Source organism: Enterococcus innesii (assembly GCF_022846515.1).
GTDB lineage: Bacteria > Bacillota > Bacilli > Lactobacillales > Enterococcaceae > Enterococcus_D > Enterococcus_D innesii.
Window position 1 is genome coordinate 3139026 of sequence record NZ_AP025635.1, and the last position, 13459, is coordinate 3152484.

Here is a 13459-nt window from a genome sequence, read left to right on the forward strand (position 1 = left end):
TGATGAACTCCTTTGTGGTATAACTAGAGTAATTGTAACGAAGGGTTCTTTGAATTACAAGGAATTCACAAAAAAAGAACCAATAATCGAAGGAATGAATTAATAAAGAAATGAAAGTAGGCAAAAGAATGCAAAAGTACAACGAATACAAACAGTTCTTGCAGCAAAAAAAGTTGTGGGAGCCGATTACGTATTTATTTTTTGGTGGATTAACGACCGTAGTCAACATTGTCGTCTACCTCGTTTTTCGTGAAGGATTTGGTTTTTATTACCAGACAGCGAATGTGATTTCCTGGATTGCTTCTGTTTTGTTCGCCTACTTTACAAATAAGTTATGGGTCTTTGAAGCAAAAACCGAGACAAAGCAAGAGTCATGGGCGTCATTTGGGAAGTTCATTTTCTTTCGCGTCTTATCATTAGGCTTAGATATGCTTTGTATGTATCTATTTATTTCAATTTTGGCAACCGGCGATCTAGTTGCCAAGCTGGTCACCCAAGTTGTTGTTGTTTTGGCAAACTATGTGTTTAGTAAATTTTTGATTTTCAATACGAAAAAAAGTGAGAAAAAGTAAGCATATTTTTTGAACAAAGTCTGATAGTCTGATAATGTTACTTATGTAAACATTATCATTGAGGAGGAATTTTTTTATGACTTACACATTACCAGATTTACCTTACGCATACGATGCATTAGAACCATACATTGATGAAGAAACGATGCATTTGCATCATGATAAACACCATAACACTTATGTAACAAACTTAAACGCAGCGATTGAAAAACATCCTGAATTAGGTGAAAAAACAGTTGAAGAATTATTAGCTGACTTTTCTTCTGTACCTGAAGATATTCAAACAGCAGTTCGTAACAATGGTGGCGGCCATGCCAACCACACGTTCTTCTGGGAAATCTTAGGCCCAAATGCTGGTGGCGAACCTACTGGAGCCATCAAAGAGGCAATTGAAGAAACTTTTGGCAGCTTTGAAGACTTTAAAGAAGAATTCAAAACTGCTGCAACTGGACGTTTTGGTTCAGGTTGGGCATGGTTAGTCGTTAAAGATGGTAAACTAGCGATTACTTCAACAGCGAATCAAGATTCACCATTGATGGATGGTCAAACACCTGTTTTAGGTTTAGATGTTTGGGAACATGCGTATTACTTGAAATACAAAAATGTTCGTCCAGATTACATCAATGCTTTCTGGAGTGTTGTTAACTGGGACAAAGTAAACGAATATTTCGCAAAAGCTTAAACAATTTACTAGAAAGAAGCCTGCTAAAAGGCTTCTTTTTTTGTGGATAGAAAGAATCGTTTTGATATTGCTAACGCTTACATAATCCGCTATAATAAAGGCGACGGAATCGTCGGATTATAATTATTGGAGGCTTTACACACTATGGAACATGGGAAAGTAAAATGGTTCAACAACGAAAAAGGGTTTGGTTTTATTACAGTTGACGGTGGCGATGATGTATTTGTTCACTTTTCTGCCATTCAAGGAGACGGTTTTAAATCACTTGAAGAAGGTCAAGAAGTTGAATTTACGATCGTTGAAGGTGCTCGCGGACCGCAAGCAGCGGAAGTAACCAAAGTCTAAATCAGAACAAAAAAGCTGAGGGAGTACTCAGCTTTTTTAATTTGCTATTTCTTTTCATATTTGGTATCTTCAATACATTAGTAAGACTAGGAAGCGAAGAGGGATAAGAATGAAACGAGTAATTACTTATGGAACATTTGATCTATTGCATTATGGACATATCAATCTTTTGCGTCGTGCAAAAGAGCAAGGCGATTATTTGATCGTGGCACTATCAACGGATGAATTCAATTGGAACGAAAAGCAAAAAAAATGCTACTTTTCTTACGAGAAAAGAAAGCAATTATTAGAAGCGATTCGGTATGTGGATCTAGTGATTCCTGAAGAAGGCTGGGCACAAAAAGTTTCCGATGTCAAAGAATATCATGTGGATACCTTTGTTATGGGAGATGATTGGGCTGGCAAATTTGATTTTATTCAAGAAGAAACAGCTGCTGAAGTGATCTATCTAGCACGAACTCCGGAAATATCAACTACTCAAATCAAAAAAGATTTGAAACTTACCAATTAAAAGGACTATTATAAAAAAGCATCTTTTACAGATGTTTTTTTTGTTGAACGCAACTTCAAGAAATTAAGATTTTATTACTAGTTTTTCATTGATTATTTGTTCAGAACACAAAATATGGTATGATGTTTTGTGAGTTGACTCGATCAATTAGAAATTCTATGAGAATGGATGAAGAAAGTGGAAAAAGAAATCAAAGTCCGTGCAACTTTAGTGACGAAAGAATACGACTTATATAAAAAGAAAGCGGATAAAGTAAAAGCATTATTCAAATTCTATCATCGCAATGTTCCTCGATTTTGGGCCTTAAAAGGGGTCAGCTTCGATGTGAAAGCCGGCGAATCAGTAGGGATCATTGGAATCAATGGTTCTGGGAAATCAACTTTATCCAACGTGATCAGTGGCATTATCCCACCGACATCTGGTACGATGGAAGTAAATGGTGACACCTCGATTATTGCGATCGGTGCGGGGTTGAAATATCAACTGACCGGACTAGAAAATATTCGACTTAAAGCCCTGATGTCTGGAATGACTAATAAAGAAATTGATGAAAAGATGCCTGAAATCGTGGCCTTTGCTGATTTGGGCGACTTTATCAATCAACCCGTTAAAAGCTATTCCAGTGGGATGAAATCACGGTTAGGCTTTGCTATTGCTGTTCATAATGATCCAGATATTTTAGTTATTGATGAAGCTTTGTCTGTCGGTGATGAAACTTTTTATCAAAAATGTGTGGATAAAATTATGGAATTTAAAGCAGCTGGAAAAACCATCTTTTTTGTCAGTCATGCTTTAGGACAGGTAGAAAAGCTTTGCGACCGGACGATTTGGATGCACTATGGTGATTTACGGATGTTTGGTCCTACTGAAGAAGTAATGGCTGAATATCGCAAATTCATCGATTGGTTCAAAAAGCAGCCAAAGAAAGAGCAAAAAGCCTATCAAGACAAATATAAAGAAGACCAGAAAGCCTTTAATTTGGAGAAATTAGCAGAAAAAAGCCGTGAAGATCACTTCTTGCAACAACAAAATCTTTCGGACCAAATGATTCAAAAAAACTTGAAACGTACACCTTTAGGGGAAAAAATGAGCTGGCTAACTAAAGGGATCCTAGGTTTGGTAGTAGCCGCAACGATATTTTGTTCGCTGGTTTCTTTTAGTGGGCGTTCGATTACTTACGCAATTAAGAATCCTGTTGAGACGATCAGTCAAGTTTTCAAATAAAGAAGATGTTTCTTTATTTAGTTCATATAGAAAAGGAAGAAGTTTGTGAAAGAGATTGCTGCAGTCATAAAAGAACAATTTAAGCATGCGGGAATTATATTCCGGATGTCTCGATATGAGGATAAGGCTACTTATCAGAGCCATTATTTGGGATTAGCTTGGCAAATATTAAATCCTGCGATTCAAATCGGTATTTATTATTTGGTTTTCGGATTAGGAGTGAACGGGAATAGGAAAGTTGATGGCGTTCCTTTTATTATCTGGATGCTGATTGGGATCACTGCTTGGTTTTATATTAATGCATCTGTACTAGGCGCTTCTAATAGTATTCACCGACAAGTTGGAATGGTAGCAAAGATGAAGTTTCCAGTAAGTATTTTACCATCGATCAATATTATAAGTAATTTGTCATCCTACATTCCTATGGTGGCAATCGTGGTAGGTTCGTTATTCATAGCAGGTGTAACACCAAGTATCTATTGGTTACAATTTATTTATTACTTTCTTGCGATGGTCATATTCCTATTTGCTTTTGGACTATTGAATGCGACCATAACAGTACTGATACGTGACTATCATATATTTCTACAGTCTGTTTTGAGATTATTATTTTATGTTTCTGGTCCGATTTGGGATATTAATAACCGAAACATGCCTGTTTGGTTGATCAAGATTCTTCGCTTGAACCCTTTTTACTATCTAATCGAAGGATTTCGTGATACTTTTCTTTCCCGTGCATGGGTTTGGGAAAAAACAACTTATACACTTATCTTCTGGTGTTTAACTTTGATGCTTCTTATTTTAGGAAGCCATCTGCATATGAAGTTTCGTGCTCGTTTTGTGGATTATATTTAAAAAAGTGACTTTTTTCGGTGCACTCTCTAACTTAGAGGGTGCACTTTATTTTTGTTTTATTTTTGTTTATTTCAAAGAAGTTACGGAAGCATTAAATATGAAGTTGATTCATGATAGCGATTGCTGAAAGATGCGTTTTGTGGGAAAATTTATTTGATGAGTGAATTTTTATTGGTGAGGTGTAAGATGCGGAGATATCAAAAGGTAATTTTAAGTATTTTAATCGTGTTAGTGGTTGGAATCATTGGAGTAACGATCTACGGGATGCAGGTTTATCAAGAGACAAATGCCACGTTTAATCAAATCTCTCACGCTGTTGATCGGAAAACAGACAAACGAGAGGAAGCGATCAGCATTGAAGATCGAGATCCGTTTTCCATTTTGCTGATGGGAATCGACACTGGGGCATTAGGTCGAACCGAGCAAGGTCGCTCGGATAGTATGATGGTGGTGACGGTCAATCCTGAAAAAAAACAGTCAACGATCATTAGCCTTGATCGAGATATTTACACACAAATCGTTGGTTACAATACGATCGATAAGCTGAATCATGCCTATGCTTTCGGTGGGGAGGCTATGGCCATGGACTCTGTTGAAAATCTCTTGGACATTCCTATTGATCACTATGTGACGATCAATATGCAAGGGATGCGGGATCTGATCGATGCAGTTGGAGGTATCGAGGTGACAAATGCTATCGATTTTACTTTAGAAGGTGTTCATGTCCCTGAAGGGCGAATCACCTTAGATGGGAAGACAGGTTTGGCTTATGCAAGGATGCGCAAACAAGATCCGGAAGGGGATATCGGTCGCCAAAGACGGCAAAGAGAAGTGGTTACGAAAATTCTTCAAAAAGTTATGAGTCTGGATGGCATCAGTAATTACCAAAAGATTCTCAAAGCGGTTGAAAAGAATTCGAAGACGGATCTTACGTGGAATGATATGATGGACATCGGTACCAATTATATTCCTGCTTTTACGACCATCAAACAAGAGCAACTCCAAGGAGAAGGGCAACTGATTGGTGGAGTGTATTATCAGTTATTGGGGACGAATCAGTTGTTGCATACGCAAAATTTGTTAAAGGAGCAGTTGCAGCTTCCGACGAACGAGGGTTTGACCCAAGGCGATGAATATACTAACGGATCGCCTAATTATCAGTTATACGACGACAGTTTGACCTTCTCAGAAGAAAATTCAACAACTGGGGAGTAGCTAGTATCTTTAGAAGCCTAAAAAAGCAGGGTGACCGAAAGTCCTCCTGCTTTTAGTTTTCCACAAAAGTACCAGGGGGAATCTTGTTTCACGAGATCATCAAATGAAAAAACATAAGAAAGCTTAAAAAAACAATTTTTTCATGAAAGAATGAAAATGAAACAATCAAACTGTGAAACATTTACTCGGAATGACGCCAATTTTTATAGTTTTTTCTAAGGATTAATGGATATTTTTTGTTTTTTCTGTTTCGAATCGAATTTTTTGGTAAAATAGGACAGTAGTCATTATAGATTGGAAGGATAGATGAGATGAAGAATTTGAAAGATAAAGTTGTCCAAGGGATACGTAAGGGGCCAGAAGAACCAAAGGCTAAATCGTATCGCAAATCTCATGTTCCATTTCGATTGAACTTTTTGTTTTTTATTATTTTTGCTTTGTTTGTATCTTTGATCGTTCAATTAGGCTATCTACAGATCGTCAATGGCGACAATATTGAGCAGCAGTTGAAAGCTTCATCTGTAGTGGAAGTCAAAGGAAGCGCCCCACGGGGAATGATCTATGACGCTTCGGGAAAAGCGCTGGTGGAAAATCAAGCCAATGCGGCAATCACATTTACCCGCGGAAACAAAATGACCGCTCAAGATCTGTTAGAAACGGCCAAAAAATTGAGCGAGTTGATCGAAGTTCCTGTGGACAAAAACTTGTCTGATCGAGATCTTAAGGATTTTTGGCTGGCAGATGAAGACAATCTTGAAGCAGCAACTGACCGATTGAGTGATGAAGAGCGTTCTTTAGGTACTTCTGAACAATATGCGGCAACCGTTGAGAAAGTGACAGAAGATGAAATCAATTTTTCTGATGCAGAATTAGAAGCAGCCACGATTTTTAAGCGGATGAATAGCGCCCAATCTTTGAGTACGGTCTTTATTAAGACGTCGGATGTGTCTGACCGTGAATTAGCTATTGTTGCTGAAAACATGGTCGATTTACCGGGAATCTCCACCGGTACCGATTGGACACGAAAGATCGTTGAAGGAAGTTCTCTGGCTAGTTTGATCGGAACGGTGACTAGTGAAGAACAAGGAATTCCTGAAGAAGTTCTAGACGAATTTTTAGAAAAAGGCTATGCTCGTAATGACCGTGTTGGACGTAGCTATTTAGAGCAGCAGTATGAAGAAGTCTTACAAGGTACAAAATCCATTTCTGAGATCTCCCTTGATAACAATAATAATATTGAAAGTCAAAAAGAAACCTTTGCTGGAGCAAAAGGGGATAACCTTGTTCTAACATTGGATGCTGAGTTTCAGGCGAAAGTTGACAAAATTTTGCAAGACAATTTCCAAAAACTGATTGATTCTGGGGCAGCTGAATATTCTCCAGGGGTATACGCAGTGGCGTTAAATCCAAAAACCGGCGGCGTTTTGTCAATGTCTGGTTATCATCATGACACAGGTTCAAATGAATTGCAGGAAAATGCCATTGGTACCTTCATTAATTCCTTTGTACCAGGGTCCGTTGTCAAAGCCGGGACTTTGGCTGCCGGCTGGGAAAATGGGGTCTTAAACGGCAATGAAGTGTTATTGGATCAACCAATCAGAATTGGCTCCGATGTCAAAGCCTCAATTTTCAACCCAACTGGGGCAAATAATCGTAACCTTTCTGCGGAGCAGGCGTTGGAAGTTTCTTCTAACTCCTATATGATGCAAGTCGCTTTACGTTTGATGGGCATCAATTATCAGTCAGGTATTTCGATTCCAACAGTGGATCGTCAAGGGGATGTCTATGAAAAACTACGTTCGTCTTTTGCCTCTTTTGGTATGGGAACTGAAACTGGGATCGATTTACCGGGAGAAGCGACTGGTATCAGCACATCGATCGATAACATGGACCCGGTCAGTGATGGTGGGAAGATCCTTGACTTGGCTTTTGGTCAGTTTGATACCTATACGACGTTGCAACTGGCACAATATGCAGCAACTGTTGCTAATGGTGGCAAAAGATTGCAGCCTCATATCGTCGACGGTATTTACGGCAATGATGAAACTGGCGGTCTTGGCTCACTGATTGAAGAGATCGAACCAACGGTATTGAACGAAGTTGGTTTAACAGATGCTCAAATGCAAATTGTTCAAAATGGATTTTATGATGCAGTTCATGGAACGGATGCTTGGGCAACTGCCAAAGGCTTGGCTTCTGCAAAAATGGAAGTGTCCGCTAAAACAGGGACTGCCGAGACACCGATCGTGGATAGTAACGGTAACACCGTCAGCTTAGTAAACTTGAATATCGTGGCATACGGACCTAGCAGCGATGCGGATATTGCCATCGCGATCGTAATGCCTCAATTAAAAGGCGACACAGATACCCATCCAAATATTCAAATCGCCAAAGAAATCATGGATGCTTACTACGACCTATATATGAAATAAGCATAAAAAATCGCAGTGAAGACTGCGGTTTTTTTGTTTTATAAGAAAACTGATAGAAAACCAACATTTAGTGAGAAAGACTTGCTATTTTTGAATGATTGGCTTAGAATACTAGCGGTCAAGAGATAATTTTGATTTGCACGTTAAATAAAAAGATAAACTGATGATAAAAGGGGTAAAAAACGTAATTATGAACAAGGAATGTTTAAGTAAGCAAGAACTAATGAAGCAGTTGGGACAATTTACACCAGCTGAAAAAAAGGAGATTCGGGATTATTTGCAACGGAAAAATCCATTGCTTTTCCGAAAATTTGAACGAATGAAACACGATTTATATCGCTTGGAATCACGGCGTGTCCAATGTGAGATTGAAAATAACGAAAAGGAGTTAGGTCTTCTAAACGATAAGATCCTTTTGAAAAAAGAAGATTTTCTTGAGCTGTTATTAGCAATTCGAAAGAAAAGAGGGTAATGGATGGAATTTATTGAACTCGTCATTATCATTGCAATTCTTGTCACATTATCAAATGTGGCGAGCAAAATATTGCCCTCGGTACCGATCTTTTTTATTCAAATTATTTTAGGAATTTTATTAGGTCTTACAGAGATGGGCCAAGAGATCGCCTTTGAGCCAGAAATGTTCTTAGTAATGATCATTGGTCCATTGCTATTTCGTGAAGGGGAGCGGGCAGACGTTCCGGAAATCTTAAAAAACAGCAAGATCGTGCTATTTTTGGCTTTTGGTGGCGTGTTAATGACATTATTTGCCGTCGGGGGAACACTCCATTGGCTAATGCCGACGATACCTCTGGCTGCTTGCTTCGCTTTTGGGGCTGCTTTAGGACCAACTGATGCGGTGGCAGTCTCTTCATTAGCAAAACGTTTGAAAATTTCCAAAAATATTATGCATATTCTGGAAGGCGAGGGCTTACTGAATGATGCTTCGGGGGTTACCGCATTACAGTTTGCTATCGTAGCTTTGACCACCGGGAGTTTTTCAGCAGCCAACGCAGGTTTCCAACTCCTTTTCTCTAGTATCGGCGGCGGACTTATCGGTTACTTGATTGTGTGGCTGAAACGCCGGATTTTACGTTTTATTGAAAAAATCTCGGCACAAGATGTCACAGTATACTTATTGATTGAACTACTCTTGCCATTTGCTGCCTATTTGCTGGCAGAAATGATCGGAGTCTCAGGGATCATCGCAGCCGTTGTGGCAGGTGTAGCCCAAGCCCAAAGAAAACGGCGGATCTCGTTGTTTGATGCAGAGTTGGCGAACATTTCGGAAAGCACGTGGTCGACCATAGTCTTTACATTGAACGCATTAGTGTTTCTCTTTCTAGGGATCGAGTTGTCACAAGTCTTCTCACCGATCTGGGAAAGCAAAAACTATGCAAACTGGCATCTAGTTATCACGATTTTAGTCGTCACAGCGGTGATTTTCCTCGTTCGTTTTCTCTTTTTACTATTTTATTATTGGTTCTTACAATCAAAAAAACAAGTGTCTATGAATCAAGTCGCCTTGTTGACCTTTGGTGGCGTCAAGGGAACAGTCAGTTTGGCAGCCATCTTTATTTTACCGGTGATGGTGCATGAGACACCGTTTCAGGAACGGAGCTTGCTCTTGTTTTTGACCGCCTGTGTGATTTTGCTGACATTGATCATCAGCGTGATGGTCTTGCCTTATTTGGCAGATGGTGAAGCTGCCGAAAGTGTCGACTTCAATCACTTGCTGATCTTAGAAGACGTCATCGAACAATTGGAAGCAGAAGAAAAACAAGAGCTTTCTGATAAAGGTCGCTTAGCGATCGATGCTGTCATCAATTCCTATGAAAATCGCCGTTGGGAATTGTATCGCAATAGTTTGACAGATTCAGAAAAACAAGAAATCCAAGAAATTCAAGGGTTGATCTTGTCGATCGAACAAGATGGCTTGGATGAAGCCTATCGAAATGGGAAAGTCAGTCTAAATGGCTATCGTTTTTATTCACGGTTTATTTCTCAGCAACAGCATTCCCTCGCAAAACAAATTCTCTCATTCTTTAGTTTTTGGCTCTTCTTTATTCAGCGCTTTATTCGTGTATTGATCCATCCTCGTTTGTTTTTACAGCGACGGCAGCAACTGAAAGATGCCTTGAAACAACGAGACATTTCTGAAGTACAAAAAATCTACTTAAAAAACAGCGAATACATTTTTCACAGTTTGAGCAATTTAGAAGATGTCTATGATTCCTCGCTGATCAATTTCTTTATTCGTCAACGAGAAATGAGCATCAAACGGTTTGAACATAGCAATTTCATTGAAACGATCATGATCGAGCAAGAGCCGATTTTTGTCAAGAAAGTCCTTTGGGGCTATTATCTCGAGCGCAAGACGATCGATGAATATGAAGTGGCTGAAAAAATATCGACGATTTCTGCAAATGAATACCGACGCAATGTCAATCTGTTAGAATCGTATGCGATGTCTCGAGCGGAAGAACAGCCGAAACAGCGGATGTTCCGCCGATAATATGTCTCAAAAGGTGCATGAATTGATGCACGTTTTATGGAGTGTCTTCGTCAGGTTATTCCCCGTAGGTGATCAACATGGATCATCCATGGAATAAACTGACGAAGGCATTCTTTTTTTACAAAAATTGATTTTTTTCTCTCATCGTCTCCGTTGATGAAATGTGGTACAATGAGCGAAGAAAAAACTCAGGAGGGATTCTGTGAAAGAATTAAAAGTAAGTGAATTAACCAAAACTTACGGTGAAAAAACACTGTTTGATCAGCTTTCTTTTCTGATACATGAAAAAGATCGAATCGGTTTGATCGGTGTCAATGGCACGGGAAAATCGAGTTTGTTACGGATCTTAGCCGGTTTGGATCGCGGAGATGGCGATCGCCAAACGGTATTTGCCGCCCAAGATTATCGCATCGGTTTCTTGGCTCAAGACAATCAGTTACAAGAAGAATTATCGGTTGTAGATGCTGTTTTTCAAGGCACAAGTCCGCTGATTCGCGTTGTTCGTGACTATGAAAAAGCGCTGATTGCCTTAGAGAATAATGGCTTGGATCAACAAACGCAACGGAATTATCAGTTGGCAGAAGAAGCGATGAATAAAGCCGATGCTTGGAATACAGATACAACTGCCAAGATTATTTTACAAAAGCTTGGGATCAGTGAGTTAGAGAAAAAGGTCAGTGAGTTATCTGGAGGTCAAAAGAAACGAGTAGCTATGGCTCAAGTGTTGATCGATGAACCAGACCTGTTGTTATTGGATGAACCGACTAACCACTTGGACTATGATGCAATTCAATGGTTGGAAGGCTATTTAAAGAATTATCGGGGTGCGTTACTGATGGTGACCCACGATCGCTACTTTTTGGATCGAGTCGTTAATCGGATTTTTGAATTGTCCTTTGGCAAGTTGCATGAATATCAAGGCAATTACGAGACGTATCTTCATGCTCGAGCAGAACGAGAACGTGTGGAGGAGACGCAAGAAGACAAGCGCAAGCAGTTGTACAAACATGAGTTGGCTTGGATTCGTACTGGTGCAAAAGCCCGTACAACGAAACAACAGGCCCGGATCGATCGTTTCGATGATTTAAAAGAAAACCTACATCAAGTAAAACGGAACGGCGAAGTGGCCATTGATGTTGCTACGACACGCTTAGGCAAACAAGTCTTAGAACTAAAAGATGCGAGTTTCCAGATTGAAAATAAAACGATTTTGTCACACTTTGATTTGTTGATTCAATCAAGAGAACGCTTAGGGATCACAGGAGAAAACGGTGCGGGCAAATCAACGTTGCTCAATATTTTAGCTGGACGCCTGCCTTTAGAAGAAGGGGAGCGTACGATGGGCGTGACGGTGAAAATGGCTTATTATACGCAAACGATTGAAGCGATGAACCCTGATCAGCGAATGATTGCTTATTTGCAAGAAGCAGCCGAGGAAGTGCAAAAAGTGGATGGCTCACAAGTCAGTGTCGCAGAAATGCTGGAACAGTTTTTGTTTCCGCGATCCATGCATGGCACCAAGATCGGCAAGCTGTCTGGCGGGGAAAAACGACGACTATTTTTACTCAAGCTATTGATTGGACAGCCAAATGTTCTCTTGTTAGATGAACCAACCAACGATTTGGATATTGATACCTTGACGATTTTGGAAAATTATTTGGAAACATTTCCAGGTGCAGTCATCACTGTTTCTCATGACCGTTACTTTTTAGATAAAGTTGCCCAAAAATTGCTGATCTTCGAAGGAAATGGCAAGATTAAGTCCTACTTTGGTTCCATCAATGAATATCTAGCAGCCAATACCAATAAAGCTAGTTCGAGTGTACTAGAGCCAAAAGAAACAAAAACCGATTCACATTCTGCTGAAAGTGAGGCGACTGCTGCAGCGCCTGTCAAAAAGAAACTGAGTTATATGGAACAAAAAGAGTGGGCGACGATTGAGGATGATATTGCGGCATTAGAAGAAAAAGCAGCCGCTTTAACTGAAGAAATGAATCATCAAGGTGCGGACTTTACGAAGCTCCAAAAATTACAGCAAGAAATCAGCGAGGTTGAAACGCAACTGGCAGAAAAAATGGATCGTTGGGAATATTTGAGCGAATTTGTCTAGAGTAAAGGAGAAAAACGATGGAACAAGCATATTTAGAGCTAGGAAAAAAGATTTTAACAGAAGGCAATGATAAAAGCGACCGTACAGGAACGGGAACGCGCAGTGTCTTTGGTCACCAAATGCGTTTTGACCTGTCCCAAGGCTTTCCATTGTTGACAACCAAGAGAGTTCCTTTTGGTTTGATCAAAAGTGAATTATTATGGTTTCTAAAAGGAGATACCAACATTCGTTATCTGCTAGAGCATAATAACCACATTTGGGATGAATGGGCGTTTGAACGCTATATTAAAAGTGATGCTTATACAGGTCCTGATATGACAGACTTTGGTCGCCGTTCATTGGTGGATGAAGCTTTCAATGAACAGTACCAACATGAGTTGAAACAGTTTTGTGAAAAAATCTTAGCCGATGATGCTTTCGCTGAAACTTTCGGCGATTTGGGTCATGTTTACGGGTACCAATGGCGGCATTGGGAAAAAAGTACGGGTGGGTTTATCGATCAAATCAAAGAAGTGATCGACATGATCAAAACAACGCCAGACTCTCGTCGCTTGATCGTCTCTGCTTGGAATCCAGAAGATGTACCGACGATGGCGTTGCCGCCTTGTCACACAATGTTTCAATTTTATGTTCATGAGGGTTGCTTAAGCTGTCAGTTGTATCAACGCAGTGCCGATGTCTTTTTAGGTGTTCCCTTCAATATTGCTAGTTATGCGCTATTGACGCACCTGATTGCTCATGAAACTGGACTAGAAGTCGGAGATTTTGTCCATACATTAGGCGATGCTCATCTTTATAGCAATCATATGGAACAAATGAAAGAACAATTGACTCGTACAGTGCGTCCTGCGCCAACCTTACAGTTAAATCCTGAAAAACAATCGATCTTCGATTTTGAAATGGAAGATATTACGCTGGTTGGGTATGATCCGCATCCAACGATCAAAGCGCCGATTGCAGTTTAAGTGGTTGTTTGGTTTCATTTCATAAAGAAAGGAATG

The 13459-nt window shown here is 39.8% G+C and carries 12 protein-coding genes; all 12 read left to right on the forward strand.

Going from position 1 to position 13459, the window contains the following annotated elements:
• Positions 1–128 precede the first annotated feature (128 nt).
• The 12 genes from ENLAB_RS14705 to ENLAB_RS14760 all read left to right on the forward strand — a co-directional run bounded on the left by ENLAB_RS14705 (position 129) and on the right by ENLAB_RS14760 (position 13423).
• Positions 129–572, forward strand: coding sequence for a GtrA family protein (locus ENLAB_RS14705; RefSeq protein WP_420681252.1), 444 nt, complete (start codon positions 129–131; stop codon positions 570–572).
• A gap of 76 nt (positions 573–648) precedes the next feature.
• Complete coding sequence (locus ENLAB_RS14710; RefSeq protein WP_005229576.1) at positions 649–1254, forward strand: superoxide dismutase; 606 nt, start codon at positions 649–651, stop codon at positions 1252–1254.
• Positions 1255–1398: 144 nt separating this feature from the next.
• Positions 1399–1599 carry a cold-shock protein gene (locus ENLAB_RS14715; protein WP_005229578.1) on the forward strand — a complete coding sequence of 67 codons (201 nt, stop codon included), beginning with the start codon at positions 1399–1401 and terminating at the stop codon, positions 1597–1599.
• Between the two features lie 109 nt (positions 1600–1708).
• Positions 1709–2110 carry a glycerol-3-phosphate cytidylyltransferase gene (gene tagD, locus ENLAB_RS14720; protein ID WP_081119169.1) on the forward strand — a complete coding sequence of 134 codons (402 nt, stop codon included), beginning with the start codon at positions 1709–1711 and terminating at the stop codon, positions 2108–2110.
• 168 nt (positions 2111–2278) lie between these two features.
• Positions 2279–3334, forward strand: a complete 1056-nt coding sequence (locus ENLAB_RS14725; RefSeq protein ID WP_244351784.1) for an ABC transporter ATP-binding protein — start codon at positions 2279–2281, stop codon at positions 3332–3334.
• A gap of 45 nt (positions 3335–3379) precedes the next feature.
• Positions 3380–4189, forward strand: a complete 810-nt coding sequence (locus ENLAB_RS14730; RefSeq protein WP_086292785.1) for an ABC transporter permease — start codon at positions 3380–3382, stop codon at positions 4187–4189.
• 186 nt (positions 4190–4375) lie between these two features.
• The gene (locus ENLAB_RS14735; protein ID WP_096742483.1) at positions 4376–5404 is read left to right on the forward strand and encodes an LCP family glycopolymer transferase; all 1029 of its coding nucleotides are present in this window, start codon (positions 4376–4378) and stop codon (positions 5402–5404) included.
• A gap of 311 nt (positions 5405–5715) precedes the next feature.
• Complete coding sequence (locus tag ENLAB_RS14740; RefSeq protein ID WP_244351787.1) at positions 5716–7836, forward strand: peptidoglycan D,D-transpeptidase FtsI family protein; 2121 nt, start codon at positions 5716–5718, stop codon at positions 7834–7836.
• A 190-nt stretch (positions 7837–8026) separates the two neighbouring features.
• Positions 8027–8308 (forward strand): hypothetical protein, encoded by a 282-nt coding sequence (locus tag ENLAB_RS14745; protein ID WP_008379625.1) that lies wholly within the window; start codon positions 8027–8029, stop codon positions 8306–8308.
• A gap of 3 nt (positions 8309–8311) precedes the next feature.
• A complete protein-coding gene (locus ENLAB_RS14750) occupies positions 8312–10348 on the forward strand; it encodes a cation:proton antiporter (RefSeq protein WP_081119165.1) in 2037 nt (678 codons plus the stop codon).
• Between the two features lie 202 nt (positions 10349–10550).
• Positions 10551–12458, forward strand: coding sequence for an ABC-F family ATP-binding cassette domain-containing protein (locus ENLAB_RS14755; RefSeq protein ID WP_244351802.1), 1908 nt, complete (start codon positions 10551–10553; stop codon positions 12456–12458).
• A gap of 17 nt (positions 12459–12475) precedes the next feature.
• Entirely contained in the window at positions 12476–13423 is a 948-nt protein-coding gene (locus ENLAB_RS14760; protein ID WP_244351826.1) for a thymidylate synthase, read from the forward strand.
• Positions 13424–13459 lie beyond the last annotated feature (36 nt).

Bases quoted from the DNA above. Each gene is read 5' to 3' on its own strand.
- ENLAB_RS14705 (WP_420681252.1), top strand. From the start codon at position 129: ATGCAAAAGTACAACGAATACAAACAGTTCTTGCAGCAAAAAAAGTTG.
- ENLAB_RS14710 (WP_005229576.1), top strand. From the start codon at position 649: ATGACTTACACATTACCAGATTTACCTTACGCATACGATGCATTAGAA.
- ENLAB_RS14715 (WP_005229578.1), top strand. From the start codon at position 1,399: ATGGAACATGGGAAAGTAAAATGGTTCAACAACGAAAAAGGGTTTGGT.
- tagD (WP_081119169.1), top strand. From the start codon at position 1,709: ATGAAACGAGTAATTACTTATGGAACATTTGATCTATTGCATTATGGA.
- ENLAB_RS14725 (WP_244351784.1), top strand. From the start codon at position 2,279: ATGAAGAAAGTGGAAAAAGAAATCAAAGTCCGTGCAACTTTAGTGACG.
- ENLAB_RS14735 (WP_096742483.1), top strand. From the start codon at position 4,376: ATGCGGAGATATCAAAAGGTAATTTTAAGTATTTTAATCGTGTTAGTG.
- ENLAB_RS14740 (WP_244351787.1), top strand. From the start codon at position 5,716: ATGAAGAATTTGAAAGATAAAGTTGTCCAAGGGATACGTAAGGGGCCA.
- ENLAB_RS14745 (WP_008379625.1), top strand. From the start codon at position 8,027: ATGAACAAGGAATGTTTAAGTAAGCAAGAACTAATGAAGCAGTTGGGA.
- ENLAB_RS14750 (WP_081119165.1), top strand. From the start codon at position 8,312: ATGGAATTTATTGAACTCGTCATTATCATTGCAATTCTTGTCACATTA.
- ENLAB_RS14760 (WP_244351826.1), top strand. From the start codon at position 12,476: ATGGAACAAGCATATTTAGAGCTAGGAAAAAAGATTTTAACAGAAGGC.